Below are 26,432 nucleotides of genomic sequence, written 5' to 3'. Positions count from 1 at the left end.
GATGCAAGCAGAAGTGCCAAGCACGGTCGCCTCGCGCAGCCTGATTCGCGAGCGCGCCGCGCGCAAGGAAGCCGAGTCGCTGCTCGAACAAAAGAGCCGCGAGCTGTACGACATCAACCTGAACCTGCGCTCGCTCAACGCCAACCTCGAGGAAAGCGAGGGGCGCTACCGCACGCTGGTCGAACTGATGCCCGACGCGATCTGGATCCACAGCGGCGGCAGGGTGGTGTTCGCCAACCCGGCGGCCTGCGCGCTGTTTGGCGCGGCGGAGGCGGCGCAGCTGCTCGGCGTCGAAGCGCTGTCGCTGGTGCCGGCCAAATTCCGCGACCGCATGCGCGAAGGCACCTACGACGACATCGCCGCCGCGCAGCGCCAGCCGCGTTGCGCGCTGGAGGTCGAGCGCCTCGATGGCGCGCGGGTCGAAGTCGAATTTTTCGGCTGCGCGATCCGCTTCCACGACGCCGATTCGATCATGAACGTCGCCCACGACATCACCGAGCGGCGCGAGCACGAGCGCGCGATCGAACACCAGGCCACGCACGACCTGCTGACCGGCCTGCCTAACCGCGCGCTGTTCCTCGACCGCCTCACGCTCGCGATCCGGCGCGCCGAAAGGCACGGCACACGGCTGGCGGTGATGTTCGTCGATCTCGACAAGTTCAAGGGCGTCAACGACACGCTGGGCCACAGCGCCGGCGACGAACTGCTGCGCATCGTCGCGGCGCAGCTGACGCTGTGCGTGCGCGACTCCGACACCGTCGCGCGCCTCGGCGGCGACGAGTTCGTGCTGCTGCTCGACTATCCGCTCGGGCCGCAGATGCCGGCGGCGATCGCCGAGCGCATCGGCCGCCGCCTCGGCGTGCCGGTCCCGCTGGCGGGGCAGGAGCACGTGGTTACGGGCAGCATCGGCATCAGCACCTATCCGGACGACGGCGGCGACGCCGAAACCCTGCTGCGCCAGGCCGACATTGCGATGTACCGCGCCAAGGAAAGCGGCCGCAATGGCTTCCAGTTCTTCACCGAGGAGATGCAGCAGCGCCTCGACGCGCGCGTCGCGCTCGAGCAGGGCCTGCACCGCGCGCTGCAGCGCAACGAGTTCGTGCTGCACTTCCAGCCGCAGGTCGATTTGCGCAGCGGCCATGTGACCGGGATGGAGGCGCTGCTGCGCTGGCAGTCGCCGGAACTTGGCCTGGTGCCGCCGATGCAGTTCGTCCCGGTCGCCGAAGAGAGCAACCTGATCGTGGCCATCGGGCAGTGGGTGCTCGACCAGGCCTGCGCCACGCTGCGCCGCTGGCAGGACGGCGGCGTGCCGCTGGTGCCGCTGGCGATCAACGTGGCCGCGTCGCAGTTCGCCAACCAGGACCTGGACCAGCTGGTGCGCGCAACACTGGAGCGCTACGGCATCGAGCCGCGCTGGCTCAGCCTCGAGCTGACCGAAGGCTTGTCGATGGAAGACCCGGAAGCGTCGATCGCGCTGATGAACCGCCTCAAAGCGATCGGCATCACTTTGTCGATCGACGATTTCGGCACCGGCTACTCGAACCTGAGCTACCTGAAGCGCTTCCCGGTCGACAAGCTGAAAATCGACCAGGCGTTCACGCGCGGCCTGACCGTGGTGCCGGAAGACGGCGCCATCGTCACCGCGGTGATCCGGCTGGCGCACAGCCTGGGCCTGCGCGCCGTTGCCGAGGGCGTCGAAACCGAAGCCCAGCTGCGCCTGCTGGCGTCCGAAGGCTGCGACGAAATGCAGGGCTACTACTTCAGCCGGCCGGTGCCGGAACCGGAAATGGTCACGATGCTTGTCGCGGGCAAGGGCCTCGACATGGCGCGTATCGTCGGGGATTGAGGCAAAGCTGGGGCGGGTTCGCAGGATCGGATACCGACCTGCGCCGGTCGCTAGCCTGGGGTCTGGTCCTGCGGACCTGACCCCATTTTTTTCGCCTTCAATGTGGGACAGCGCACTTACCGCGCTGTTTTGCACGACTACGCTGTGATTTCGAATTTATCACCACGGAGGATGCCATGCCCACCGGAGCCAGCCCGAAACGCGAGCGCGAATACAAGGAAATCAAGGCAAAAATGAAGGAAGAAGGGCGCTACAAGGGCCGCGAGGAAGAAGTCGCGGCGCGGATCGTCAACAAGCAGCGCGCCGAACACGGCGAAACCAAGACCGCCAGCCACCGTACGGACAGCCAGCAATCGGGTTCGAAAGGCAGCGGTTCGCATTCGGGCGGCCAGGGCGGCACCCATGCGCAGCACGTCGCGGCAGGCCGTCAAAGCCACAAGAACAAGTAGTACCGAATACCCGGGGTCTGGTCCCGCGGACCTGACCCCATCTGGTGTTACGCAGCCGCCTCTTCGATCACGCCATCGGTCACAAAACGGTCGATCTCCGCGTCGCTGTACCCATACTCGCGCAGCAGTTCGCGGGTATGCTCGCCCAGCATCGGCGCGGGACGGTCGATGCGGGTGGGTGTCTTCGAAAAGTGGATGGGGCAGCCCAGTGATTTGACCGGCCCGGCCTGCGGGTGCATCTGTTCGACCACCATTCCACGCGCCAGCGTTTGCGGGTGCGACAGCGCCTCGCCGATCGTGTGCACCGGCCCGACCGGCACGCCCGCCGCATCGAACACTGCGATCCAATCGGCCTTGGTGCGGGTCACAACGACCTCGTTCATCGCCGCCACCAGCGCGCTCATGTTTTCCATGCGCGCCGAATTAGTGGCGTAGCGCGGGTCGTCGAGCCACTTCGGATGACCCAGAGCGTGTGCGATCCGCTCCCAGTTGCCCTGGTTGGCGCCGCCGATATTGACCCAGCCGTCGCTGGCCTGGAACGCCTGGTAGGGCGCGGTGAGCAGATGCGCCGAGCCGGTCGGCCCCGGCGACTCGCCGGTGGCGAAATAAATCGCCGCCTGCCAGTAGGTCTGTTGGATCGCCGCCTCGATCAGCGATGTGTCGACCACCTGGCCTTCGCCGGTCTTCAGCTTGTGCACGTACGCCGCCGTGATGCCCGCCACCGCCAGGATGCCGGCGTTGATGTCGGCGATCGAGTTGCCGGTCTTGGCCGGCGGCCGACCCGGTTCGCCGGTGACCGACATCAATCCCGAAAAGCCCTGTGCGATCAGGTCGAAACCCGGCTTGTCGCCCATCGGCCCGTCGCGGCCATAGCCGGATACCGCGCAGTAGATGAGCCCCGGATTGACCGCGGATAGCACGTCGTAGCCGAGTCCCAGCTTTTCGAGCGTGCCGCGCCGGTAGTTTTCGGTGAGGACATCGGCATCCTTCACCATGCGCAGCAGGATCTGCCGCCCTTGTTCGGTCTTCAGGTTCAGCGCGATGCCGCGCTTGTTGCGGTTCAGGATCAGGAACGGCGCCGAGACGCCGTTGACGCGCGGTTCGCGGTAGGCGCGCGCATCGTCGCCGCCGGGGAGTTTCTCGACCTTGACGACGTCGGCGCCCATATCGGCCAGCATCATCCCGCAGGTGGGGCCGGCCATGATCTGCGCCAGTTCGAGTACGCGCATGCCGGCGAGCGGACCGGGGTGCTGTTTCATGTTCCACTCCATTCGGGACGCGTCTTGGCGAGAAAGGCTTCCACGCCGGTGCGGAAGTCGCGGCTGCCGTAGGCGGTTCGGATCAGGTCCTCGCCGTGCGGCAGGCCTTCGCTGGACAGCCGGCAGATCGCTTCCTTCGAGACCCGCATCGTCAGCGGGGCGTGACCGGCCAGGCGCTTGCACATGCGCGCGGCGGCGGCGTCGAGCTCGGAAGGCTCGGCGATCTCGGTGACGAACGAGCAGGCCTTCGCTTCTTCGGCGCCGATGGTCTCGGCCAGCATCAGCATGCGCTTGGCGCGAGGAACGCCGAATGCGGCGACCACCCGCGCGGTATTCGACATCGACAGGCAGTTGCCGAGCGTGCGCGCGATCGGCACGCCGAACGACGCGGACGGCGTGGCGATGCGGAAGTCGCAGGCCGCGCTGATGGCCAGGCCGCCGCCGATCACCCAACCTTCGACGATGGCGATGGTCGGCATGGGCAGGCGCTCGATCTGGCCGATGCGCCGATCGATCTCTTTTTCATAGGCGACGCCGTCGTCCGCGGTGCGGAAGTCGCGGAACTGTTCGATATCGGTGCCTGCGACAAACGCCTCCCCGCCGGCGCCGCGGATCGTCGCTACCTTGACAGCGGGATCGGCCGCGAGCTGGTCGCAGATAGCGCCTAGCTGTTCGTACATCGCCCAGGTCATCGCGTTGCGAGCCGCGGGGCGGTCGATCAGGATCGCGGCGATCCCGTCAATGATGGTGAGATGGACCTTGCCATTGTTGTCGCTCATTTCGTCGCTCCGTTCAAAGGCGGGGTCAGGTCCGGGGGACCTGACCCCATTTGTCACACCAACGCTTGCTGCAAGACGCGCGCCACGTGAATGGCTTCTCGCTGGGCGCCATCGGCGATCTGGTGCCGGCAGCTGGTGCCGTCGGCCACCAGCAGCGTGTCGGCCGACGCCGCGCGGATCGCCGGCAGCAGCGCCGCTTCGGCCATTTGCATCGATATGTCGTAATGCGGTGCGTCGTAGCCGAAACTGCCGGCCATGCCGCAGCAGCTCGATTCGATCAGGTCCACTTTCAGGCCGGGAATCAGCCCCAGCACGGCCTGCACCGGCCGAACCGCGTCGAACGCTTTCTGGTGGCAGTGCCCATGCAGCAGCGCCTGCGTGGCCGGCAGCGCCTTGAGCGCAAGCTTCAGGCGCCCGGCGCCATGCTCGCGCGCGAGAAATTCCTCGAACAGGAAGGCCTGCGCGCCCAGTGCATCGGCATCCGGGCCCAGGCCCATGACGAGGAATTCGTCGCGCAGGGTCAGCAGGCAGGAAGGCTCAAGCCCGATAATCGGCACGCCGCGCGCGACGAACGGGCGCATCGCTTCGATCACGCGGCGCGCTTCGGCCTTCGCTTCGTCGACCATGCCGCTGGCGAGGTAGGTGCGGCCGCAGCACAGCGGTCTCGTGTCGTCGCCAACCGGGCGTGCGACGTGGACCTTGTAACCAGCCGCCTCCAATACTTGAACGGCCGCGTGCGCATTCTCCGATTCGAAGTAGCGGTTGAAGGTGTCGGCAAACAGCACCACGTCGGCTTGCTCCGGCGCGACGCCGACGGTATCGAAGATATCGGCGCGCCAGGCCGGCAGGGTGCGGCGCGCGGAAAGTCCCAGCAGCTTTTCGGACAGGCGCGCGGCGCCGGGCAGGGTGTCGCGCAGGTTGGCCAGCCACGGCATGCGCGCCGCCAGCGGCGCCCAGCGCGGCAGGCTGGCGATCAGCCGCTCCTTCAAACTCAGGCCGTGCTTCTTCTGCCAGTGGTACAGGAATTCGGTCTTCATGCGCGCCATGTCCACACCGGTCGGGCAATCGCGCTTGCAGCCCTTGCAGCCGACGCACAGGTCGAGCGTGTCACGCAGCGCTTCCGATGTGATTCCGTCCGGCCCGAGCTGGCCCGACAAGGCGAGGCGCAGGGTGTTGGCGCGGCCGCGCGTGAGGTGCCGCTCGTCCCTGGTTACGCGGTAGCTGGGACACATTGTGCCGGCGTCGAACTTGCGGCAGTGGCCGTTGTTGTTGCACATGTCGACCGCCTTGGCGAAGCCGCCGGCGGGGTCGCCGCCGCTGCCGGGCGCCGACACCTGTTCCGACACCGGGTCGGCCTGCACATTCCAGGCCGACCAGTCCAGCGCCGGCTCGATGGCCATCGGCGCGTAGCCGGGCTTGTAGCGGAACAGGGAGCTGTCGTCCATGCGCGTGGTCCGCACGATCTTCCCCGGATTCATCAGGCCGGCCGGGTCGAACAGGTCCTTGATCTCTTCGAAGGCGCGCACCAGGCGCGGGCCGAACTGCCACGCCACCCATTCGCTGCGCACCAGTCCGTCCCCATGCTCGCCGGAGAACGCGCCCTTGTACTGGCGCACCAGTGCGCCGGCTTCTTCCGCGATGGCGCGCATCTTGTGGGCGCCGCCGCGGCGCATGTCGAGAATCGGCCGCACGTGCAGCGTGCCGACCGAGGCGTGGGCATACCATGTGCCGCGTGTGCCGTGGCGTTCGAACACTTCGGTCAGGCGGCTGGTGTATTCAGCCAGGTGCTCCAGCGGCACCGCGCAGTCTTCGATGAAGGACACCGGCTTGCCGTCGCCGCGCATGCTCATCATGATGTTCAGGCCGGCCTTGCGTACTTCCCACAGCGCCTTCTGCGCGCCGGCGTCGGTCATCTCGACCACGCTGCCGGGCAGGCCGAGGTGGGCCATCAGCTCCACCAGCCGGCGCAGACTGGCCAGCTGCGTGTCGCGCGATTCGCCGGCAAATTCCACCAGCAGGATCGCCTCGGGCTCGCCGGTCAGCGCCTTGTCGATCACCGGGCGGAACGCCGGATTGCCGCGCGCGAGGTCGATCATCGTGCGGTCGACCAGCTCCACCGCGCACGGCCCGAGCGTAACGATGTGGCGCGTCATGTCCATCGCCTGGTGGAAGGTCGGGAAGTTGACGACGCCGAGGGTCTTGTGCTTCGGCAGCGGCTGCAGCTTCAGCGTGATGCGGCGCGTGGTGGCCAGCGTGCCTTCGCTCCCCACGAGCAGGTGCGCCAGGTTGACGCTGCCGTCAGCGGTGTACGGCCGCTCGCTTTGCGGATGCCAGATGTCGATGTTGTAGCCGCCGACGCGGCGCATCACTTTCGGCACCATGCGCGCGATTTCGTCATGCTCGCGCGCGGCGATGGCGCGCAGGCCGGCCATCAATGTGCGCACGCGCTCCGGCGCATCGGCCATTGCGCGCTCGTCGGCGAAGCGGGCCTCGGTGCCGTCGGACAGGATGGCGTCGATGGCGGCGACGTTATGCACCATGTTCCCGTAGGCGATCGAGCGCGAGCCGCAGGAGTTGTTGCCGGCCATGCCGCCGATGGTGCACTGGGCGGCGGTGCTGACGTCTACCGGGAACCACAGGCCGTGCGGCTTGAGCCAGGCGTTCAGGTGGTCGAGGACCATCCCGGGCTGCACCGTCACCGTCATCGCCTGCGGGTCGAAAGCGGTAACCTGGTTCAGGTATTTGCTGTTATCGATGACCAGCGCCGCGCCGACGGTCTGGCCGCACTGGCTGGTGCCGGCGCCGCGCGGCAGGATCGGCACGCGCAGCTCGCGCGCAATGGCGATCGCGCGCGCCACGTCTTCCTCGGTGCGCGGCACGAATACGCCGACCGGATCGACCTGGTAGATCGAGGCGTCGGTCGAATAGCGTCCGCGCGAGGCCGCGTCGAACAGCACCTCGCCGCCGGTCTCGGCGCGCAGCCGCCGCGCCAGGTCTTGCGCATTCATGCGGGAGGCGAGTGCATCGCTCAACTGGACCTGGGCGGGGGCGGGTGCGTTCATGGGCTAGGGCAGTGCCTTGGCTGGGCGCAGGTCGGCGAGGACCGTGTCGCGCTTGGTTTGGAGGTGGTGTTCCAGGATCGCGCGCAAGGCGGCGCCGTCGCGCCGGTCCAGCGCATCGAGCATGGCGCCGTGCTCCTTCATTGCGGCATCCCACTTGTCCTGGTTGAAGTTCGAGCGGAAGCGCAGGTTCTGGATACGCGCGTTCATCTGCTGGTAGGTGTTGGTCAGCACCGCGTTGCCGGCGGCGGCGTTGATGCGGTCGTGGATGACGTGATTGATCTTGTAGTACGCAGCCAGGTCGCGCCGCGCATGCGCCGCCAGCATCTCGTAATGCAGCGCGCGGATCTCGGTGACTTCCGCTTCGGTGATGCGTTCGCACGCCAGTTGACCCGAGAGGCCCTCGAGCGCGCCCATCACTTCGAACGTCTGCGCGATATCGTCGACCGACAGTTCGGCCACGGCGGCGCCGCGGTTGGGCAAGAGTTCGACCAGGCCTTCGCCGGCCAGCACCTTGAACGCTTCGCGCAGCGGGGTGCGCGAGACCATCAGCTGCTCGCACAGCACGCGTTCGTTCAAACGCGTGCCGGGCGCCAGCGTGCCTTCGGTGATCATGTCGCGCAGGCGCGCCGTCACCGCGGACGCCAGGCCCTGGCGGTCGATGGGGACCGGCGGTAGGTTCTGCTCTGCGCTGTTCACGTCCATTTGCATATGATGTGATTCTTATTATATTTTAGGCTATTAATAAGGAATATCAAGAAAATCAATGACTTAGTTTTTCTTATGCATTGCGGCGTCTGCAAAAATTGCTTGACTTGAATGTATTTAAGTATATTGTATGCAAAAAAGTCGTTGTTGGTTGAATTATTTCGAAGCTGTTCGCCCTCTCTGGAGTCGCCATGCTGAAGTTGAATTCCCATCCGTCCGGCCGCCATTTCCTGCAGATTCCGGGTCCGACCAATGTCCCCGACCGTATCCTGCGCGCGATGGACTATCCGACCATCGACCATCGCGGCCCGGAGTTTCAGCAGCTGGGCCGCAAGATCCTCGGCCAGATCGGCCAGATCTTCCAGACCGTCCAACCCGTCGTCATTTATCCCGCATCGGGCACTGGCGCCTGGGAGGCCGCGCTGGTGAACACGCTGTCGCCCGGCGACACGGTGCTGATGTATGAGACCGGCCACTTCGCTTCGTTGTGGAATAAGATGGCCGAGAAGCTCGGCCTCAAGCCCGAATTCATCGGCGACGACTGGCGCAGCGGCGTCGATGCCGACAGGGTACATGCGCGCCTGCTCGACGATGCCGGCCACCAGATAAAGGCGGTGTGCGTGGTACACAACGAGACTTCCACCGGCGTCACTTCCGACATCGCGGCCGTGCGACGCGCGATCGACCGCGCCGGCCATCCCGCGCTGCTGCTGGTCGATACGATTTCCTCGCTGGGGTCGATCGATTACCGGCACGACGAGTGGGGTGTCGACGTCACTGTCTCGGGCTCGCAGAAAGGGCTGATGCTGCCGCCCGGCCTGTCGTTCAACGCCGTCTCGCAAAAGGCGATTGCCGCCTCGCGCACTGCCAGGCTGCCGCGCGCGTTCTGGGGCTGGGAAGAGATCATCGAAGCGAACAAGAACGGCTTCTGGCCTTACACCCCGGCCACCAACCTGCTGTATGGATTGTCGGAAGCGTGCGACATGCTGCTCGAAGAAGGCTTGCAGAACGTGTTCGCGCGCCACAAGCGCCATGCCGAGGCGACCCGCGAGTGCGTGCGTGCCTGGGGCCTGGAGATCCTGTGCCAGAACCCGGACGAATACAGCGACGCGCTGACCGCGGTGGTCATGCCCCGCGGCGCCGACGGTGAACGCTGCAACGCCGACGCGCTGCGCAAGGTCATCCTCGCCAATTTCAACATGTCGCTCGGCCAGGGCCTGAGCAAGCTCAGTGGCTGGGTATTTCGCATTGGCCACCTGGGCGACTTCAACGACCTGACCCTGATGGGCACCCTGGCCGGCGTCGAGATGGGCATGGTGCTGGCGGGCGTGCCGCACCTGGCCGGCGGGGTGGCGGCGGCGATGCGCTCGCTGCAGGAGTCGGCTTTAGCTAATAAATTGGATTGAAGTTTTAGATCGTCGTACCTGCGGAGGCAGGTACCCATGCTGAGCAAATTCAGTGTAGGTACCTGCCTTCGCAGGTACGACAAGCGGGTTGCACCACCTAATAAAACGGCACAAGCCGAACAGGAGACAGACCATGTACAGCCTCACCTTCAAGCATTCGCTCGCGATCGCAGGTTTAGCCATCGGCATGTGTCACGCCGCCGTGGCCTTCGCGTGGGAGCCGACCAAGCCGGTCGAATTCATCGTGCCGTTCAGCGCGGGCGGCGCCACCGACCAGATGGCGCGCTCGATCCAGGGCATCATCGCCAAGCACAACCTGATGAAGCAGCCGATCGTGGTGCAGAACAAGGCCGGCGCCAGCGGCGCGGAAGGACTGCTCGACATTCAGAACACGCCGGGCGACGCGCACCGGATGGTGGTCTCTTCGTCCGGCCTGTACACGGTGCCGCTGGCGACCGGCCTGCCGTTCAACTGGCGCGACCTGACGCCGGTGGCGATGGTGGCGCAGGACGAGTTCATCCTCTGGGTGAACAGCGACACGCCGTTCAAGACGCCGGCGGACTACCTCGCCGCGGTGAAGAAGGAGCCGGCCAAGTACAAGATGGGCGGCACCAGCTCGAAACGCGAGGACCACATCATCACCGCGATGGTCGAGAAGAAGGCGGGCGTGAAGTTCATCTACATTCCGTACAAGGGCGGCGGCGAGGCGGCCACCCAGCTGTCGGGCAAGCATATCGATTCGAACACCAACAACCCGTCCGAGTCGATCGCGCAGTGGCGCGCCGGCCAGCACCGCGCGCTGTGCCTGTTCGCCGACCAGCGCAGTTCGTTCAAGGAGAAAGTCACCGAGACCCAGAGCTGGGCCGACGTCCCGACCTGCAAGGAGAAGGGCCTGGACGTGCAGTACCAGATGCTGCGCGTGTTCATGTTGCCGGGAAAGGTGCCGGCCGAGGTGACGAAGTACTACACGGAGCTTCTGCAGAAAGTGGTGGCGACGCCGGAGTGGAAGGCCTACGTCGAGAAGAATGCGCTCAAGTCCACCGTCATGGTGGGCGACGAACTGCGCGCCTACATGGGCAAGGACGAGCAGGCGCACCGCGAAATCATGAAGGCCGCGGGCTTCCTGGCGCAATAACATGAGCGCGGAAAACCTGGAAGGCGCGGACATCGCCGTCACCAAGCGCACCGCCGAACTGACGGTGGGGGCGGTGGTGGCGGCGTTCGGGCTGCTGGCGATCGTCAGCAACTACAAGCTGGGCGCCGGCTGGGCCGAAGACGGTCCGCAAGCCGGCTATTTCCCGATGCGGATGGGGATTGCGATCTTTGCCGCCAGCCTGGTGGTGATCTGGCAGGCCTTGCGCAAGAACGACCGCTCGGCCTTCGTCGAGCGCGGCCAGCTGAAACTGGTGGCCACCGTGCTGCTGCCGCTGGTGGTGTATATCGCGGCGATCAAGTTCACCGGCATCTACGTCGCCTCGGCGCTGTTCATCGGGATTTTCATGGCGCTGGTGGGCAAATTCAGCTGGTGGAAATCGGCGGGAATCGGCCTGGCCATCAACGTCGTGATGTTCTGGGTGTTCGAAATCGCGTTCAAGGTGCCGCTGCCGAAAGGGCCGCTGGAACATTTGCTGGGTTTTTGACGGGGTAGGCGCATGGATGACTTCAACGCATTGATGCACGGTTTTTCGATCGTGCTGTCGTGGCAGAACACCGGGCTGATGATCGTCGGTATCCTGCTTGGCATCGTGGTGGGCGTGCTGCCCGGCCTGGGCGGCCCGAACGGCGTGGCGATCCTGCTGCCGCTGACGTTCACGATGAATCCGACTTCGGCGATCATCCTGCTCTCGTGTATCTACTGGGGCGCGCTGTTCGGCGGGGCGATCACCTCGATCCTGTTCAACATACCGGGCGAAGCCTGGTCGGTCGCCACCACCTTCGACGGCTACCCGATGGCGCAGAACGGGCGCGCAGGGGAGGCCCTGACCAGCGCCTTCACCGGCTCGTTCATCGGCGCCCTGGTCGGCGTGCTGATGATTACCTTCCTCGCGCCGCTGGTGGCCAAGTTCGCGCTGCGATTCGGGCCGCCCGAATTCTTCGCCGTGTACTTCCTGACCTTCTGCAGCTTTATCGGCATGGGCAAGGAGCCGAAGGCGAAGATCGTCGTGGCGATGTGCGTGGGTTTCGTGCTGGCGGCGGTGGGCCTGGACACCATCTCCGGTTCGCTGCGCATGACCTTCGGCATGCCGGTGCTGCTGCGCGGCTTCGACTTCCTGGTCGCCGTGATCGGCCTGTTCGGGATCAGCGAAATCCTGATGACGATCGAAGAGGGCCTGGCCTTCCGCGGCAAGAACGGCGCGATCGACCTGAAGGTGGTGCTCAAGACGTGGAAGGCGATGCCGCGCCACTTCGCCACCTTGCTGCGTTCGTCGGCGATCGGCTGCTGGCTCGGCATCACGCCGGGCGGCGCGACGGCGGCGTCGTTCATGGGCTACGGCGTGGCCAAGAACCTGTCGAAGGACCCGAGCAGCTTCGGCAAGGGCAATGTGGAAGGCGTGCTGGCGCCCGAAACGGCGGCGCACGCGGCCGGCACCAGCGCCTTGCTGCCGATGCTGGCGCTGGGCATTCCCGGGTCGGCCACCGCGGCCGTGCTGCTGGGCGGCCTGATGATCTGGGGCCTGCAACCAGGGCCGCTGCTGTTCGTCGAGCAGAAGGACTTCGTCTGGGGACTGATCGCCAGCATGTACCTCGGGAATATCTCGGGCCTGATCATCGTGCTGGCCTCGGTGCCGCTGTTCGCCGCGATCCTGCGCATCCCGTTCTCGATCATCGCGCCGGTGATCCTGGTGGTGTGCGCGATCGGCGCCTTCACCGTGCACAACGCCGAATTCGACATCTGGCTGATGCTGGCCTTCGGCATTGTCGGCTACGTGTTCAAGAAGCTCGACTATCCGCTGGCGCCGCTGGTGCTGGCGCTGGTGCTGGGCGACCGCGCCGAGGACGCGTTCCGCCAGAGTATGCTGGCCTCGCGCGGCGGGCTCGATATCTTCTGGAGCAATGGCCTGGTGGGCACCATCATGACGCTGGCGGTGCTCGGGCTGGTGTGGTCGATGCTGGCGCCGGCGCGCACGCGCCTGTCCGAGCGCCTGGCCTCGCGCGCGGCCGCGAAATCAGCCTGAAGCGGGCGGCTGCCCGAGCAGCAGCCGCTCGAACTCCTGGGCCGGCATCGGCTGGGCGAACAGGAAGCCCTGCGCATAGTCGCACTTCTTGCGCCTTAGCCAGTCGCGCTGGGCGTCGGTCTCGACCCCTTCCGCAATCACCTTCAGGCCCAGCTTGTGGGCCATCACGATGATGGTCTCGGTGATGGTGCGGCTGGTGGGCTCGCGCAGCATGCCGGCGATGAAGGAGCGGTCGATCTTCAGGTAGTCGATCTCCAGGCGCTTGAGGTAGGACATCGACGAATAACCGGTGCCGAAGTCGTCGATCGACACTTCGATGCCGCCCGAGTGCAGTTCGTGCAGCTTGTCGAGCACATCGCCGGACAGGTTCAGCAGCACGCCTTCGGTGATCTCCACCGAGATGCTGTTCGCCGGCATGTCCAGGCTGCGCAAGTGGTCGATCCAGTTCATCGTGTGAACGCTGCCCTGGAACTGGATCGGCGACTTGTTGATGCTGATCTGGAACGGCCGGCCCAGCATCCCGCTCCAGCGCTTGGCCCAGTTCACCGCTTCAGTGAAGACCCAGTTGCCGATAGCGTGAATCAGGCCGGTTTCCTCGGCGATGTCGATGAACTCGCCGGGCATGGCGAGCGGGAAGCCGGGACGGCGCCAGCGCAGCAGCGCCTCGGCTTTCGCAATGCGGCCGCCGGCCAGGTCCATCACCGGCTGGAAGTGCAGTTCCAGCTCGTGGCGCGGCACCGCCTGGCGCAGCGCGACCCCGAGCACCATGCGCCGCATCGCCGCTTCCTGCATGGCCGGCTCGAAGAAGCTGAGCTGGTTGCGGCCCGACGCCTTGGCGCGGTACATCGCCTGGTCGGCGCTGCGCATCAGCGCCTCCGGCTGCGTCGCGTCGTCCGGATACAGCGCGATGCCGACGCTGGCCGACACGAAGGCCGATTCCTCGTCGAGCTTGAAGGGCCGCGCCAGCTTGTCGATGATGCGCTGGGCGGTGCGCTCGATGTGCGCCAGTTCGGCCGATTCGGTGAGGATCACGATGAACTCGTCGCCGCCCAGGCGCGCCACCGTGTCGCCCGGCGCCACGCATTGCTCGATGCGGCGCGCCGCCTGCACCAGCAGCGCGTCGCCCACAGCGTGGCCGAGCAGGTCGTTGACCTGCTTGAAGCGGTCCAGGTCGATGAACAGCACCGCCATGGCGCTGGCGCCGCCGCGGGCATGCTCGATGGCCTGCTCCAGCCGGTCGCGAAACAGCATCCGGTTCGGCAGGCCGGTCAGGGAGTCGTAGTTGGCGCGGCGCTCGAGCGCTTCGTTGAATTCGCGGATGGTGCGCTCGTTCTGCTTGCGCTCGCTGATGTCGTGGATGAAGCCGTGCCAGACCGTCGAACCGTCGGCGTCGCGGGTGGGCTTCGCGTTGAACTCGCGCCAGCGGACGCCTTGGCCGGGCAGCTCGATCGGAAACTCGATGCGCCAGGGCGTCAGGGTGTCGGCCGAATGGCGCAGTGCGCGGCGCACCCGGGCGCGGTCGCGCGGGGTGGCGTGCGCGAGCATCTGCGTGCAGTCGGCGCGGATCTGGTCGGGCGACAAGGCAAACAGCTCCTGCGCCATCGCGCTGATGTACCTGCAATGCAATTGGCCATTGGGCTGCATCACCAGTTCGAACAGGGCGCCCGGCACCTGCTGGGCCAGCTTGGTGAGCAATTCGTGGCTGCGCTGCAATTCGGCGTTGGCGTCGGACAGTTGCTGCTCGCGCCGCTTCAGCTCGGTGATGTCGTGCACTGTGCCGATCAGGTCGGTGCAGCGCCCGAAGCCGTCGAACACCGGCGTCACCGACACCGCGCCGACCTTGCGCCCGGCCGGGTAGTCGGTCACTTCCTCCCAGCGACGGGTGGCGTGGCTGCGGATCGCGTCGCGGTATTGCGCCAGCACTTTCGAGCGCGAAGGCTCGGGAATCACTTCGTCGACCAGCTTGCCGACGACCTGGTCGGGCGGCAGTCCGGTGGCCTTCTGGAACGCGGGATTGACCAGCAGGAAGCGGTAGCGCCCGTCGCCCTCGACCACCAGGTGGAACACGACGTCTTCCATGTTCGAATAGATGATCGAACTGGCCGGGTCGATGTGGGCGGCGAACACGGGCGCGTCGGGCATGCTGGCAGAGGGTTTGTCCATTCGGTCACTCGTCGCGGGTTCTGGCATTGCCGAGCCTGGTTGCTTGCGGGCCTCGCCGGCGGGGCATCCGGCTACTATAAACGCTAAGCGCGGCGGCGTCATCCATCGCTCGCCGATGCAACCTCTCGCCGCCGGCGCTGTCAATCACTGGTGGGCTGAACTCTTCGGGAGGCGCATGGGACTTACCAATGGTTATGGCCTGGTGATCGGTCCGAAATCGAATTATTTCCGCGACCCGCCGGACAATTTTGGCCGCTACTACCACGGCAACGTCATCATCCACACGCCGGCGGGCGAGTATCACTGCGCGATCGATGTGGACCCCAAATTCATGCCCGACGGCGTGCAGTGGCGGATCGTCCATATCCGTGCGCAGGACTTCGCCGCATTCAAGGCGCTGGCCGACGGCTGGCATGCGCTTCCGTCCACCGCAACTTCGGGCGCCATGGACTACATCAGGTCGAGCGTGCTGCACCCGCCGATCCTGTTCTGGAATGTGCGCTACAACAGCTGCATTGCATGGCTGCTTCGCTTCCTGCGATGGAACCCGCCCTGGAACAGCGGCACCGGCATCCAGGCCCTGACCGACCTCGAAGGCATCATCGCCCAGAGCGCGCGCTTTTACGTATTCGGGGAACCATTCTCGACGGGGATGGGCGTTCACAACATCCATCAGAACCAGGGCGATCCGCCGGGCGGCGGCCACGACGCCGAAAACGCCATCTGGCAAGATGGCGCGACCATCGTCGAGACGACGCAGGGCAAATTCGTCGGCTTCCTGAACAAGTTCAAGACCCAGTCGTTCAAGACCGACAACCTGGGTCACCCGATATGATGTGTTAACGAAGCAGCAGCGGATTGTGCGTGTGCGGCCTGGTCCCGTAGAACGAGAAGTATTCGACGATGCGTTCACCGAGCTGATCGTAGAGATCGAACTCCAGATAGGGCTGTTGCTCCTGGCGCAGCCGGGCCAGCGTTTCCTTGCTCGTCGCGATCGTCGCGGCCGGGTACACCGCGGGGTCGGTCAGATGCCTTTCGAGGTAGTCGATCAGCATCTCGAAGCCTTCGTCCCAGTTGCCATTCCCGTTCCGCATCGCTTCCTGGCGGAGCCTGCCGACTGCTCGTATCAGCTCCCCTTGCACCGTGTCCGCTTGTCCCGAGTCGGGGACGTAGTTGTCCCAGATCGCCTTCGCTTCGGTGTAGCGGTACTCGTCGGGTTCCGGATCCTTTTCTTCCTCCCGGCGAGTGGCCGGCTTTTTTATGACGTAGAAGGCGATTGCGCCCACCGCTGCAAGCAGCAGGGATAACATCAACATCGTTGTGATTCGTCCTAAAATCAAATATGCAAGGCGTGGCCCAGCGCGCGCAGCGCCGCTTCCTGGACAGCTTCGCCCAGGGTAGGGTGCGCATGGATCGTGCCGGCCACGTCTTCGAGTACGGCGCCCAGTTCGATCGACTGCGAGAACGCCGTGCTCAGTTCCGACACCCCGCGCCCGACCGCCTGCCAGCCGACGATCAGGTGATTGTCCTTGCGCGCGACCACGCGCACGAAGCCGTCGGTGCTCTCGATGGTCATCGCGCGGCCGTTGGCGGCGAACGGGAAGTTCGCGACCAGGCAGCTCAGGCCCGCCTGCTCGGCTTCCTGCGGCGTCATCCCGACCACCACGATCTCGGGATCGGTGAAGCACACTGCGGGAATCGCCGCCGGCTTGAAGTGGCGCTTGCGGCCGGAGATGATGTCGGCCACCATCTCGCCCTGCGCCATCGCGCGGTGCGCCAGCATCGGCTCGCCGGCCAGGTCGCCGATCGCCCATACATTGCGCATCGAGGTGCGGCACTGGTCGTCGATCTTTACCGCGCGGCCGTTCATGTCCAGCAGAAGCTTCTCGAGGCCCCAGCCTTCGGTTCGCGGACGCCGTCCCACCGCCACCAGCACGCGGTCGGCCGCCAGCTCCGACTCGGCGCCGCCGGCATCCTTGACCCGGACCGCGGTCCCGGCGTCGTTCATCCCCAGCACGCTGGTGCCGAGGCGGATGTCCATGCCGAGGTGCTTGAGCGCAGCGCCGACAGGGCGCGACAGCTCGGCATCGTAGGCCGGCAGGATGCGGTCCATCGATTCGACCACGGTCACTTCGGCGCCCAGCTTGCGGTAGGCGATGCCCAGTTCGAGGCCGATGTAGCCGGCGCCGACCACCACCATCCGGTCCGGCAGCGTGGCCGGGGACAGCGCTTCGGTGGCGGAGATGACCGGGCCGCCGAAGGGCATGAAGGGCAGCTCGACCGCCTGCGATCCGGCAGCCAGCAGCAGGTGTTCGCAGCCGATGCGCAGCGGCTCGGCGTCCCCGGCCTGCTGCACGTCGACGGTCTTGCCGTCGATGATGCGGGCCCACCCGTTCACCACCTGCACGCCGTTCTTCTTCAGCAGCGCGCCGACGCCGCCGGTCAGTCGCTTGACGATGCCGTCCTTCCATTGCACCGTGCGCGCCAGGTCGATGCGCGGCGCGTTGGCGATGATCCCGAGCGGCGAGCCGTCGGCGTAGTGGCGTACCTTCTCGAATTCTTCGGCGGCGTGGATCAGCGCCTTCGATGGAATGCAGCCGATGTTCAGGCAGGTGCCGCCTAGGCGCTCGCCTTCGACCAGGATGGTCGGGATGCCCAGCTGGCCGGCGCGGATCGCCGCGACGTAGCCGCCGGGACCGCCGCCGATAACCAGCAGCGTAGTGTGTGTCGATTGCATCGCTTACTCCACGAACAGGGTGGCGGGGCATTCCAGGTAGCCCCGGATGGCTTGCACGAACTGCGCCGCCACCATGCCGTCGACGACGCGGTGGTCGAACGACGACGACAGGTTCATCATCTTGCGCGCGACGACCAGGCCGTCCCGGATCATCGGCCGTTCGACCATGCGGTTGACGCCGACGATGGCCACTTCCGGCGAATTGATGACCGGCGTGGTGACGATGCCGCCCAGCGCGCCCAGGCTGGTGATGGTGATGGTGGAGCCGGACAGCTCCTCGCGCAGCGCCTTGCCGGCGCGCGCCGCTTCGGCCAGGCGCAGCACTTCGGCGGCGCTGGACCACGGGTCGCGTGCTTCGGCATTGCGCACCACCGGCACCATCAGGCCAGGCTCGGTTTGCGTGGCGATGCCGATGTGGACCGCGTCGTAGCGGGTGACCACGCCGGCCTCGTCGTCGAAGCGGGCATTGACCTGCGGGTACTGGCGCGCGGCCAGCACCACGGCGCGCATCAGCAGCGGCAGCAGCGTGAGCTTGCCGCGCTCCTTGCCCCAGCGCGCATTGAGCTGGTTGCGCAGCGCTTCGACTTCGGTGACGTCGATTTCCTCGACGTAGCTGAAGTGCGGAATGCGGCGCTTGGCGTCCTGCATTTTCTCGGCGATCTTGCGACGCAGGCCGATGACCGGCACGGCGTGCTCGCCGTCGCGCTGCGCATAACGATCGTCATTGCCGCCGCCGGCAGGGCGCGCGGGGCCGCGCGCCACGAAAGCGTCGAGGTCGGCGTGGGTGATGCGTCCGGCGGGACCGCTGCCATGCACGAACTGAAGTTCAACGCCGAGGTCCCAGGCGCGCTGGCGCACCGCGGGGGCGGCCAAGGGCTTTTCGCCTTCCGCCCGCAGCGACACGACCTTTGCCGCAACTGGCGCGGGTGCGGGCGCGGCCTTCGCCACTGGTTCAGGCGCGGGCGCCGGTTTTGGCGCCGGAGCGGCAGCCGCAGCGGACGCCGCAGCGGGCGCCGCCGCGGGCGCCTGCTGGCGCGAGGCCGGCGGCGCCTTCATGGTGGCCGCATTGCCTTCGCCTTCTACTTCGAGCGTGATCAGCGCGGCGCCCACCGACAGCGCCTGGCCGATTTCGCAGCCCAGCGTGGTCACGGTACCGTGCACCGGCGAAGGAATCTCAACGGTCGCCTTGTCGGTCATGACGTCGGCCAGCACCTGGTCCTCGACCACCTTATCGCCTGGCTTGACGCGCCATTCGACCACTTCGACTTCCGCAATGCCTTCGCCCAGATCGGGCATCTTGATGACATGAACACCCATCGTTACGCTCCCATCGCACGTTTGAAGGCCGCCCCGACGCGATCCGGGCCGGGGAAGTACGCCCATTCCTGCGCGTGCGGATACGGCGTGTCCCAGCCGGTCACGCGCTCGATCGGCGCTTCCAGTTCGTAGAAGCAGTGCTCCTGCACCAGCGCGCACAGTTCGGCGCCGAAGCCGCTGGTGCGGGTAGCTTCATGCACGACGACGCAACGCCCGGTCTTCTTGACCGAGTTGACGATGGTGTCGAGGTCGAGCGGCCAGATGCTGCGCAGGTCGATGATCTCGGCGTCGATGCCGGTCTCGCGCGCAGCCGCTTCGGCCACGAACACCATGGTGCCGTAGGTGATGACGGTCAGCGCGGAACCCTCGCGGAACACCGATGCCTTATCGAGCGGCACGGTGTAGTAGCCCTCCGGGACTTCGCCCATCGGATGCTTCGACCATGGCACCACCGGCTGGTCGTGATGACCGTCGAAGGGGCCGTTGTAGAGGCGCTTCGGCTCGAGGAAGATGACCGGGTCGTCGTTCTCGATGCAGGAGATCAGCAGGCCCTTGGCGTCGTACGGGTTCGACGGCATCACCGTGCGCAATCCGCACACGTGTGTGAACATCGCCTCCGGGCTCTGGCTGTGAGTCTGGCCGCCGTAGATGCCGCCGCCGCAAGGCATGCGGATCGTCATGGCCGCGGTGAACTCGCCGGCCGAGCGGTAGCGCAGGCGCGCCGCTTCCGACACGATCTGGTCGGACGCAGGATAGAAATAGTCGGCGAACTGGATCTCGACGACCGGGCGAAGGCCGTAGGCCGCCATGCCGACCGCGGTGCCGACGATGCCGCCTTCCGAAATCGGCGCGTCGAACACGCGCGATTTGCCGTATTTGGCCTGCAGGCCGTCGGTGCAGCGGAACACGCCGCCGAAGTAGCCCACGTCCTGGCCGTAGATGACGACATTGTTGTCGCGTTCGAGCATGATGTCCATCGCCGAGCGCAGCGCCTGGATCATGGTCATCGGTACTGTCTTCGTGTCTGAATCTCGCTTCACGCTCACACTCCCAATTGTTGACGTTGGCGGCGCAGGTGCTCGGGCATCTCTTTATAGACGTCCTCGAACATCGATGCGGCGCTCGGCACGCGGCCGTCGGCCAGGGTGCCGTACTGCTCGGCCTCTTTCTGCGCCGCGATCACTTCCGCTTCCAGCGCCTGCTGGGTCGCTTCGTTCTCGGCGTCCGACCACAGGCCGCGCGCCTGCAGGTGGCGGCGCAGGCGGACAATCGGATCGCCCAGCGGGAAGTGCGACCAGTCGTCGGCGGGCCGGTACTTGGACGGATCGTCGGAGGTCGAGTGCGGGCCGGCGCGGTAGGTAACCCATTCGATCAGGGTCGGTCCCAGGTTGCTGCGCGCGCGTTCGGCAGCCCATTTCGAGGCCGCGTACACCGCCAGGAAGTCGTTGCCGTCCACGCGCAGCGAAGCGATGCCGCTGCCGACGCCGCGCGCGGCGAAGGTGACGCTCTCGCCGCCGGCCAGCGCCTGGAAGGTCGAGATGGCCCACTGGTTGTTGACCACGTTGAGGATCACCGGCGCCTGGTACACGTGGGCGAAGGTGAGGGCGGTGTTGAAGTCCGATTCGGCGGTGGCGCCGTCGCCGATCCAGGCCGACGCGATCTTGGTGTCGCCCTTGATGGCCGACGCCATCGCCCAGCCGACCGCCTGGACGAACTGGGTCGCGAGGTTGCCGGAGATGGTGAAGAAGCCCTTGTGGCGCACCGAGTACATCACCGGCAGCTGGCGGCCCTTGAGTGGGTCGCGCTCGTTCGAGAGGAGCTGGCAGATCATCTCGACCAGCGAGAACTCCTTGGCCATCAGCAGGCTTTGCTGGCGGTAGGTGGGGAAGTTCATGTCGCCTTCCTGCAGCGCCAGTGCGTGCGCCGTGCCGATGGCTTCCTCGCCGAGCGAGGTCATATAGAACGACATCTTCTTCTGGCGCTGGGCGATGACCATGCGCGCGTCGAAAATGCGGGTCTTCATCATCGTGCGCAGGCCGAAGCGCAGCGTTTCGCTGTCGATCTCCGGGGCCCAGGGGCCGACCGCGTTGCCGTCGTCGTCGAGGACGCGGATCAGGGTCGAGGCCAGATCGCTGGTTTCGGACGGCGCCACGTCGATGGGCGGGCGCCGCACCGCGCCGGCGGCGGTGACGTGAAGATACGAAAAATCGGTCTTGCATCCGGGACGGCCTGTGGGCTCCGGAACGTGCAGTGTCAGAGGCTTACTCTGGCTCATGTTACTTCCCCTTGGTAAGGTGATGTGCGCCAGAAGGATAACAAATAGTTCAGCAGCCCGGCGTGATGTTCGCGCAAATATTTATCGTGCAGTGCAGCAGGGAAGGGGGCTGACCCGCGGGGGCAGACCCAGGTGTGTGGCGTGCGTATTTCAGCGATTGACATACAATCGGGAAATGAAGCCAATCGTCCACAGTCTGCTCGAAACCGACCTCTACAAGTTCACGATGTGGCAGGCGCTGCTGCATCGGCATCCCGCCACGCAGTCAGAATACGTCTTTGCTTGCCGCAACAAGCCGGCGTATCCGCTGGCAGAACTGAAGCAGGACGTGGAGCGCGAACTCGATCACCTCTGCTCCCTTTCGTTCCAGCCAGACGAGGTCGCTTATTTGCGCCGCCTTCGATTCATCAAGGGTGACTTTGCGGATTTCCTGACCGTGTTCCGCTTCCAGCGCCACTTCGTCACCGTCGATACGGAAGGCGACACCCTGACGATCCGCGCCGCCGGCCCGCAGGTGCACGTGATGGGCTTCGAGATTTACGTGCTGTATATCGTCAACGAGCTGTACTTCCGGCGCTTCGACCAAGCCGCCGCATTGGCCGAGGGCCGCAAGCGCCTGGCAGCGAAGATCGATCTGATCAACACGCTGGGCGCACAGGACCGGCGCCGCCATCCGTTCGAATTCTTCGACTTCGGCGTGCGCCGCCGCTTCTCCGGCGCCTGGCACGAGGAGGTCGTCGCAACCCTGGCGCGCGAGGCGCCGCAATACTTCAAGGGCACCTCGAACGTCTGGTTCGCGATGAAATACCAGCTTGTGCCGATCGGGACGATGGCGCACGAATACCTGCAAAGCTTCCAGTCGTTCGGCGTGCGCCTGCGCGACTTCCAGAAGGCCGCGCTGGAAGATTGGGTGCAGGAGTACCGGGGCGACCTGGGCACGGCGCTCACCGACGTGGTCGGCATGGACGCCTTCCTGGCCGATTTCGACCTGTATTTCGCCAAGCTCTTCGACGGCCTGCGCCACGACTCGGGCGATCCGGTCGAATGGGGCGAGAAGGCGCTGGCCCATTACGCGAAGCTGCGCCTGGACGCGCACACGCGGCGCCTGGTGTTTTCCGACGGGCTCGACGTGCCGAAGGCGTTCGCGCTGTACCGTCACTTTGCCGACCGCACACAGACCGGCTTCGGCATCGGCACCAACCTGTCCAACGACATGGGCATCGAGCCGCTCAACATCGTGATGAAGCTGGTGTCCTGCAACGGCCAGCCGGTCGCCAAGCTGTCCGATTCGCCGGGCAAGACGATGTGCACCGACGAGACTTTCCTGGCTTACCTGAGACAGGTGTTCAATCAACGTTGAATGCGCCGCCGTTGTTCCTATAATGAGTCGTATGACTCCCATCTGGCCCGAATTGCAGTACAACGACTGGAAAGACACCTGTGCGACACTGCACCGGTGGTGCCAGATCGTCGGGAAGATACGACTGCGCCAGTCGCCCTGGCTGAATCACTCCTGGCACGCGACCTTTTATGTGACGGCGCGCGGCATCACCACTTCGGCCATACCTTACAACGACCGCAGCTTCGACATCGAATTCGACTTCATCGATCACCGCGTGCACATCCGGGTCAGCGATGGCATGACGAGGACGCTGGAGCTTCGGCCGCGGTCGGTCGCCGATTTCTACCGTGAGTTGTTCGCGCACATGAACGATCTCGGTCTGACTGTCCAGATACATGGCGCGCCAAACGAAGTGCCGGGCCCGATCCCGTTCACCCAGGACGAAACGCACGCAGCCTATGATCCCGAATACTCGGGGCGCTACTGGCGCCTGCTGGTGCAGGCCGATCGCGTGATGAAGCAATTCCGCGCGCGCTTTATCGGCAAGTGCAGCCCGGTGCATTTGTTCTGGGGCAGTTTCGACCTGGCCGTCACGCGGTTCTCCGGTGCGAGCGCGCCCGAACATCCGGGCGGCGTGCCGAATTGCCCGGACTGGGTGACGCGTGAGGCATATTCGCAGGAGGTGTCCAGCAGCGGCTTCTGGCCCGGCAGCGACGCGCTGCCAATGTCGCTGTTTTACGCCTACGCTTATCCCGCGCCGCCCGGCTTCAAGAATGTGAAGGTGCGGCCGGACAAAGCGTACTACGAGGAGACGTTCGGCGAATTCGTACTGCCGTATGACGAAGTGCGGCTGGCCGCATCGCCCGACGCCATGCTGCTCGAGTTCTTGCAGAGCACCTACGAGGCTGCCGCCGACCTGGGCCGCTGGAATCGACCGGCGCTCGAGCAGCACCGCTGAGCGCAGCGCACAGCGCATGCTGCACACCAGCTTCGATGGCGGCGCGAACCTATTCGCCATCGGGCTGTCCAAGGAGAGTCAACAGTTTGACTCGAAGGGATCAATAACATGAACAAGCTAACCCCACTTCGCACATTGTCCGTGCTGGCCGGCGCAATCGCTGCAGTGTTTTCACTGGCCGTCTCGGCCCACGACGACCGGCACGACGACCGTTGGGACGGCAATGGCCACGAAAGCCAGATCCGGCGCGGATTTGAGATCGTCCCGCCCGGCGTCAAGCTGAACCTGATGGGCAAGAACCGCGCGCTGGTCGGCCTTGGCAGCTACATCGTCAATACCAGCGGCTGCATCGATTGCCACAGCCATCCCACCTATGCGCCAGGCGGCGATCCCTTCCTCGGTCAGCCCGAGGTGATCAACGCCAACCAGTACCTGTCGGGCGGGCGCCAGTTCGGTCCGACCATCACGTCGGCCAACATCACCCCCGACTACGCCGGAAAGCCCGCGGGATTGACGCGCGCCGAGTTTATTCAGATGCTGCGTACCGGACATAATCCAAAAGATCCGCCGGGACAAATCGTGCAAGTAATGCCCTGGCCAGTGTTCGGCAAAAAAACCGACCGCGACCTCAACGCCATCTACGAGTACCTGCGGGCGATTCCGTCGTTGCCGGACAATCCGAATCCCGGCCCGTGAGGGGCGCGCCTGGCATCAGCCTCCGCGCGGTCCCTGGCCCATGCCGCCCGGCCCGCGCCGCATGCCCGTCACGCCGCCGAACCGGTACGACAGCCCGAGATACATGAGCCGCCCATCGTAGTGCCGCACATTGGTCTCCTTCAGGATGTCGTTGTCGGTGACGGTCTCGATGCGGTTGGTGTTGAACAGGTCGTTCACGTTGAAGACCACGTCGAGCATCGGCGAAATCGCGTGCCGGTAGTTGACCGAGGTGTTGGAATACGGCTGGCGATAGCCTTGTCCCAGCAGCGCCCGGCCGACCGCGGTGACGGCCACCTGCAGCTTGTCCTGCTCCGTGACGGTCCAGTTCACGCGCGCCCGCGCCGTGAGCGATTCGGCGCTGCGCATCGTGTACACGCCGGGCGTGATGGTGGCGATGCGCTGCTCGGTGTAGGCCAGGTTGCCGCTGGTGTTGATGGTCAGCGTGGGCAGCAGCTTGCCGCTGAGGGTGAATTCCAGTCCGCCGGCATGGTTGCTGCCGGCATTGTCGCGCGTGGTCAGCAGCACGGTATCGCTGATGAATACCTTGCGCTCGGAGATCAGGTCGCTGTTGCGGCGGAAGTAGCCGCGCAGGTTGGCGTCGAGCTGGCCGAAGCGGGTCTCGTAACCCAGTTCGAACGAATCGGTCTGACTCGGCTTCAGGGCCGGATTGCCCGACGAGACATTGAACTCGTCGCGGTACACCACGAAGGGATTGAGGTCGCCGGCGCCCGGACGGCGAATCCGGTGTGCGTAGCTGAAGCGGATGTTGGTGTCCTCCGAGGCCTTGTAGCTGACGAAGGCGCTCGGAATCGCGTTCAGGTAATGGTTGCTGGCGTCAAACCCGCTGGTGCGCTGCGCGATGTCCATGCTGGTGTACTCGGCGCGCAGGCCGCCCAGCACGCCCCAGCGCTCGTTCAGCCGCATCTGGTACGACCCGTACAGCGCCAGCGTCGTCTCATTGAGTTCGTACTCGTTGGTGCGCACCAGGTTGAGACTCTCGGCCTGGGTCAGCGGGTCGATGTTCGTGTAGCGGGTGTCGAAGCTGCTCTTGTTGGTGGCGATCTTGTAGCCCGCCTTGAGCATGCCTTGCTCGCCCGGCTGCTCCAGGTCGGTGGTGAAATCGGCGATGCGGTTGCCGGTGCGGTTGTTCTGGCGGCCCTGACTGTCGCGTGCGCCAGCGGGCCGCAGCACGTACGTGTTCGCGTACGAATTCTCGCTGGCGTTGATGGCCGACGACACGCGCAGGTCGAACTTGATTACCTCTCCCGGCTGGTATCCCTTGTGGTCGACCCGCGCGCCCCAGGTGTACTTGTCCGAGGCGCCGCCGCGGCGCGTGGTGCGCTGGTAGTCGCTGTCGGCGATGTCGTCGGTGCCGAAGCTGGTGTAGCGGTCGAGGGCGTGCAGGCCGTTCGAGTTGCGCGCATACCCGGCGCTGGCGGACAGCGTGTCCTTGTCGCCCAGGTTGTAATGGACGGTGCTGTTGACGCCGGCGGCGTCGGTCAGGCCGCTCGACTCCGACAACTGGCGGCTGCGGTTGAACACGCCCGTCGACGGCACGATGCGCAGGCGCTCGGCGTCGCCCCAGCTGTTGCGGCCGTCGTGGCGGAAGTAGGCGCTGCCCTGGACGCCGAAGCGGCCGGAGTTGTAGGTGCCGCCGCTCGAGGCGTTGTAGCGGCCGGCCTGGCCGGCGTTCGCGTTGAACGAGCCCAGGCCGCCCGGCTTGCGGGTGCGCTTCATGATGATGTTCAGGATCGGCCCGCCGCCCGCTTCGTTGCCGAACTGCGCGCCGGGATTGTTGATCACCTCGATCGACTCGATGTCCTCGGCCGGCATCGAGGCCAGCGTCGGGCCGCGGTTATCGCCCTGCAGCATGGCCGACGGCTTGCCGTCGATCAGGATCTGGACATGGGCGCTGCCGCGCAGCAGCACCGTGCCGTCCGGGTCCACGGTGACCGAGGGGATGTTGTTGAGCGCGTCCGCAGCCGAGTTGTTGGACGAACCGAGGTCGGACTTGGTGTCGTACACCTGGCGGTCGATCTGGTTCGACGGCCGGCTGGCGGCGACGGTGACGGTGGCCACCGGGCCCTCGGCGGGCGGCGCTTCCTTGCTCACCGGCTTTGGCGGCGGGGGCGTGGTCTGGGCCAATGCCGGGACGGCGGCAAGCAGGGCAGCGGACAGCAGGGTGAGAGGGAAGGGCAGGAACGCGTTGTTTCGGCGAATCATCTGGTATGCGATTGGTAG

21 protein-coding genes are annotated in these 26,432 nt (G+C 65.7%); 10 read left to right on the top strand and 11 right to left on the bottom strand.

Annotated elements, in window-relative coordinates:
* Nucleotide 1 precedes the first annotated feature (1 nt).
* The gene (locus Q4S45_RS09800) at nt 2-1,846 is read left to right on the top strand and encodes a bifunctional diguanylate cyclase/phosphodiesterase (protein ID WP_305511397.1); all 1,845 of its coding nucleotides are present in this window, start codon (nt 2-4) and stop codon (nt 1,844-1,846) included.
* Between the two features lie 176 nt (nt 1,847-2,022).
* Nucleotides 2,023-2,295, top strand: a complete 273-nt coding sequence (locus Q4S45_RS09795) for a hypothetical protein (protein ID WP_305511395.1) — start codon at nt 2,023-2,025, stop codon at nt 2,293-2,295.
* A gap of 47 nt (nt 2,296-2,342) precedes the next feature.
* Here Q4S45_RS09795 and Q4S45_RS09790 read toward each other — a convergent pair whose 3' ends face one another.
* Genes Q4S45_RS09790 through Q4S45_RS09775 form a run of 4 tightly spaced genes read right to left on the bottom strand, consistent with a single transcriptional unit; the run spans nt 2,343 to nt 8,091 of the window.
* Complete coding sequence (locus Q4S45_RS09790; protein ID WP_305511393.1) at nt 2,343-3,554, bottom strand: CaiB/BaiF CoA-transferase family protein; 1,212 nt, start codon at nt 3,552-3,554, stop codon at nt 2,343-2,345.
* A complete protein-coding gene (locus Q4S45_RS09785) occupies nt 3,551-4,333 on the bottom strand; it encodes an enoyl-CoA hydratase/isomerase family protein (protein ID WP_305511391.1) in 783 nt (260 codons plus the stop codon). Before Q4S45_RS09785 ends, Q4S45_RS09790 begins: the two co-directional genes overlap by 4 nt.
* A gap of 53 nt (nt 4,334-4,386) precedes the next feature.
* A complete protein-coding gene (locus Q4S45_RS09780) occupies nt 4,387-7,341 on the bottom strand; it encodes an FAD-binding and (Fe-S)-binding domain-containing protein (protein ID WP_305512081.1) in 2,955 nt (984 codons plus the stop codon).
* A 57-nt stretch (nt 7,342-7,398) separates the two neighbouring features.
* Nucleotides 7,399-8,091 carry a GntR family transcriptional regulator gene (locus tag Q4S45_RS09775; RefSeq protein WP_305511389.1) on the bottom strand — a complete coding sequence of 231 codons (693 nt, stop codon included), beginning with the start codon at nt 8,089-8,091 and terminating at the stop codon, nt 7,399-7,401.
* Between the two features lie 200 nt (nt 8,092-8,291).
* Between Q4S45_RS09775 and Q4S45_RS09770 the strand changes: the two genes are divergently transcribed.
* From Q4S45_RS09770 to Q4S45_RS09755, 4 genes are all read left to right on the top strand, one after another.
* The gene (locus Q4S45_RS09770; RefSeq protein WP_305511387.1) at nt 8,292-9,506 is read left to right on the top strand and encodes an alanine--glyoxylate aminotransferase family protein; all 1,215 of its coding nucleotides are present in this window, start codon (nt 8,292-8,294) and stop codon (nt 9,504-9,506) included.
* Between the two features lie 133 nt (nt 9,507-9,639).
* The gene (locus Q4S45_RS09765; RefSeq protein ID WP_374046089.1) at nt 9,640-10,641 is read left to right on the top strand and encodes a Bug family tripartite tricarboxylate transporter substrate binding protein; all 1,002 of its coding nucleotides are present in this window, start codon (nt 9,640-9,642) and stop codon (nt 10,639-10,641) included.
* 1 nt (nt 10,642) lies between these two features.
* Nucleotides 10,643-11,146, top strand: a complete 504-nt coding sequence (locus Q4S45_RS09760) for a tripartite tricarboxylate transporter TctB family protein (protein ID WP_305511385.1) — start codon at nt 10,643-10,645, stop codon at nt 11,144-11,146.
* 12 nt (nt 11,147-11,158) lie between these two features.
* A complete protein-coding gene (locus Q4S45_RS09755) occupies nt 11,159-12,682 on the top strand; it encodes a tripartite tricarboxylate transporter permease (protein WP_305511383.1) in 1,524 nt (507 codons plus the stop codon).
* Here Q4S45_RS09755 and Q4S45_RS09750 read toward each other — a convergent pair.
* Nucleotides 12,674-14,845 carry an EAL domain-containing protein gene (locus Q4S45_RS09750; RefSeq protein WP_305511381.1) on the bottom strand — a complete coding sequence of 724 codons (2,172 nt, stop codon included), beginning with the start codon at nt 14,843-14,845 and terminating at the stop codon, nt 12,674-12,676. The genes Q4S45_RS09755 and Q4S45_RS09750 overlap by 9 nt on opposite strands.
* A 175-nt stretch (nt 14,846-15,020) precedes the next feature.
* Here Q4S45_RS09750 and Q4S45_RS09745 point away from each other — a divergent pair, with 175 nt between their 5' ends.
* On the top strand, nt 15,021-15,680 hold the full coding sequence (locus Q4S45_RS09745; protein ID WP_305511375.1) for a DUF2278 family protein: 660 nt from the start codon (nt 15,021-15,023) through the stop codon (nt 15,678-15,680).
* Nucleotides 15,681-15,684: 4 nt separating this feature from the next.
* Here the strand turns inward: Q4S45_RS09745 and Q4S45_RS09740 are convergent, their stop codons facing one another.
* The 5 genes from Q4S45_RS09740 to Q4S45_RS09720 are packed head-to-tail and all read right to left on the bottom strand — an operon-like array spanning nt 15,685 to nt 21,174.
* Nucleotides 15,685-16,161, bottom strand: a complete 477-nt coding sequence (locus Q4S45_RS09740) for a hypothetical protein (protein ID WP_305511374.1) — start codon at nt 16,159-16,161, stop codon at nt 15,685-15,687.
* 20 nt (nt 16,162-16,181) lie between these two features.
* Entirely contained in the window at nt 16,182-17,582 is a 1,401-nt protein-coding gene (gene lpdA, locus Q4S45_RS09735) for a dihydrolipoyl dehydrogenase (RefSeq protein ID WP_305511372.1), read from the bottom strand.
* Between the two features lie 3 nt (nt 17,583-17,585).
* A complete protein-coding gene (locus tag Q4S45_RS09730) occupies nt 17,586-18,899 on the bottom strand; it encodes a dihydrolipoamide acetyltransferase family protein (protein WP_305511370.1) in 1,314 nt (437 codons plus the stop codon).
* 2 nt (nt 18,900-18,901) lie between these two features.
* Nucleotides 18,902-19,906, bottom strand: a complete 1,005-nt coding sequence (locus Q4S45_RS09725; RefSeq protein ID WP_305511368.1) for an alpha-ketoacid dehydrogenase subunit beta — start codon at nt 19,904-19,906, stop codon at nt 18,902-18,904.
* 35 nt (nt 19,907-19,941) lie between these two features.
* Nucleotides 19,942-21,174: a 3-methyl-2-oxobutanoate dehydrogenase (2-methylpropanoyl-transferring) subunit alpha gene (locus Q4S45_RS09720; protein WP_305511366.1), complete on the bottom strand. Its 1,233-nt coding sequence runs from the start codon at nt 21,172-21,174 to the stop codon at nt 19,942-19,944.
* Between the two features lie 175 nt (nt 21,175-21,349).
* Here Q4S45_RS09720 and pncB point away from each other — a divergent pair, with 175 nt between their 5' ends.
* The 3 genes from pncB to Q4S45_RS09705 all read left to right on the top strand — a co-directional run bounded on the left by pncB (nt 21,350) and on the right by Q4S45_RS09705 (nt 24,170).
* On the top strand, nt 21,350-22,534 hold the full coding sequence (pncB, locus tag Q4S45_RS09715) for a nicotinate phosphoribosyltransferase (RefSeq protein ID WP_305511364.1): 1,185 nt from the start codon (nt 21,350-21,352) through the stop codon (nt 22,532-22,534).
* A 31-nt stretch (nt 22,535-22,565) separates the two neighbouring features.
* Entirely contained in the window at nt 22,566-23,474 is a 909-nt protein-coding gene (locus Q4S45_RS09710) for a DUF5996 family protein (protein ID WP_305511362.1), read from the top strand.
* Nucleotides 23,475-23,582: 108 nt separating this feature from the next.
* Complete coding sequence (locus tag Q4S45_RS09705; protein ID WP_305511360.1) at nt 23,583-24,170, top strand: hypothetical protein; 588 nt, start codon at nt 23,583-23,585, stop codon at nt 24,168-24,170.
* Nucleotides 24,171-24,185: 15 nt separating this feature from the next.
* Here the strand turns inward: Q4S45_RS09705 and Q4S45_RS09700 are convergent, their stop codons facing one another.
* Complete coding sequence (locus tag Q4S45_RS09700; RefSeq protein ID WP_305511358.1) at nt 24,186-26,414, bottom strand: TonB-dependent receptor domain-containing protein; 2,229 nt, start codon at nt 26,412-26,414, stop codon at nt 24,186-24,188.
* Nucleotides 26,415-26,432: the final 18 nt, after the last annotated feature.

Source organism: Massilia sp. R2A-15 (genome assembly GCF_030704305.1).
In the GTDB taxonomy this organism is placed as follows: domain Bacteria; phylum Pseudomonadota; class Gammaproteobacteria; order Burkholderiales; family Burkholderiaceae_D; genus JAFCUW01.
The sequence above is the reverse complement of the archived record's forward strand: the minus strand, read 5'-3'. Positions and strand labels throughout refer to the sequence as shown.

Excerpts from the sequence above, each read along its gene's own strand:
- Q4S45_RS09800 (WP_305511397.1), top strand. The coding sequence starts at position 2 with ATGCAAGCAGAAGTGCCAAGCACGGTCGCCTCGCGCAGCCTGATTCGC.
- Q4S45_RS09795 (WP_305511395.1), top strand. The coding sequence starts at position 2,023 with ATGCCCACCGGAGCCAGCCCGAAACGCGAGCGCGAATACAAGGAAATC.
- Q4S45_RS09790 (WP_305511393.1), bottom strand. The coding sequence starts at position 3,554 with ATGAAACAGCACCCCGGTCCGCTCGCCGGCATGCGCGTACTCGAACTG.
- Q4S45_RS09785 (WP_305511391.1), bottom strand. The coding sequence starts at position 4,333 with ATGAGCGACAACAATGGCAAGGTCCATCTCACCATCATTGACGGGATC.
- Q4S45_RS09780 (WP_305512081.1), bottom strand. The coding sequence starts at position 7,341 with ATGAATGCGCAAGACCTGGCGCGGCGGCTGCGCGCCGAGACCGGCGGC.
- Q4S45_RS09770 (WP_305511387.1), top strand. The coding sequence starts at position 8,292 with ATGCTGAAGTTGAATTCCCATCCGTCCGGCCGCCATTTCCTGCAGATT.
- Q4S45_RS09765 (WP_374046089.1), top strand. The coding sequence starts at position 9,640 with ATGTACAGCCTCACCTTCAAGCATTCGCTCGCGATCGCAGGTTTAGCC.
- Q4S45_RS09760 (WP_305511385.1), top strand. The coding sequence starts at position 10,643 with ATGAGCGCGGAAAACCTGGAAGGCGCGGACATCGCCGTCACCAAGCGC.
- Q4S45_RS09755 (WP_305511383.1), top strand. The coding sequence starts at position 11,159 with ATGGATGACTTCAACGCATTGATGCACGGTTTTTCGATCGTGCTGTCG.
- Q4S45_RS09750 (WP_305511381.1), bottom strand. The coding sequence starts at position 14,845 with ATGGACAAACCCTCTGCCAGCATGCCCGACGCGCCCGTGTTCGCCGCC.
- Q4S45_RS09745 (WP_305511375.1), top strand. The coding sequence starts at position 15,021 with ATGGGACTTACCAATGGTTATGGCCTGGTGATCGGTCCGAAATCGAAT.
- Q4S45_RS09740 (WP_305511374.1), bottom strand. The coding sequence starts at position 16,161 with ATGTTGATGTTATCCCTGCTGCTTGCAGCGGTGGGCGCAATCGCCTTC.
- lpdA (WP_305511372.1), bottom strand. The coding sequence starts at position 17,582 with ATGCAATCGACACACACTACGCTGCTGGTTATCGGCGGCGGTCCCGGC.
- Q4S45_RS09730 (WP_305511370.1), bottom strand. The coding sequence starts at position 18,899 with ATGGGTGTTCATGTCATCAAGATGCCCGATCTGGGCGAAGGCATTGCG.
- Q4S45_RS09725 (WP_305511368.1), bottom strand. The coding sequence starts at position 19,906 with ATGACCATGATCCAGGCGCTGCGCTCGGCGATGGACATCATGCTCGAA.
- Q4S45_RS09720 (WP_305511366.1), bottom strand. The coding sequence starts at position 21,174 with ATGAGCCAGAGTAAGCCTCTGACACTGCACGTTCCGGAGCCCACAGGC.
- pncB (WP_305511364.1), top strand. The coding sequence starts at position 21,350 with ATGAAGCCAATCGTCCACAGTCTGCTCGAAACCGACCTCTACAAGTTC.
- Q4S45_RS09710 (WP_305511362.1), top strand. The coding sequence starts at position 22,566 with ATGACTCCCATCTGGCCCGAATTGCAGTACAACGACTGGAAAGACACC.
- Q4S45_RS09705 (WP_305511360.1), top strand. The coding sequence starts at position 23,583 with ATGAACAAGCTAACCCCACTTCGCACATTGTCCGTGCTGGCCGGCGCA.
- Q4S45_RS09700 (WP_305511358.1), bottom strand. The coding sequence starts at position 26,414 with ATGATTCGCCGAAACAACGCGTTCCTGCCCTTCCCTCTCACCCTGCTG.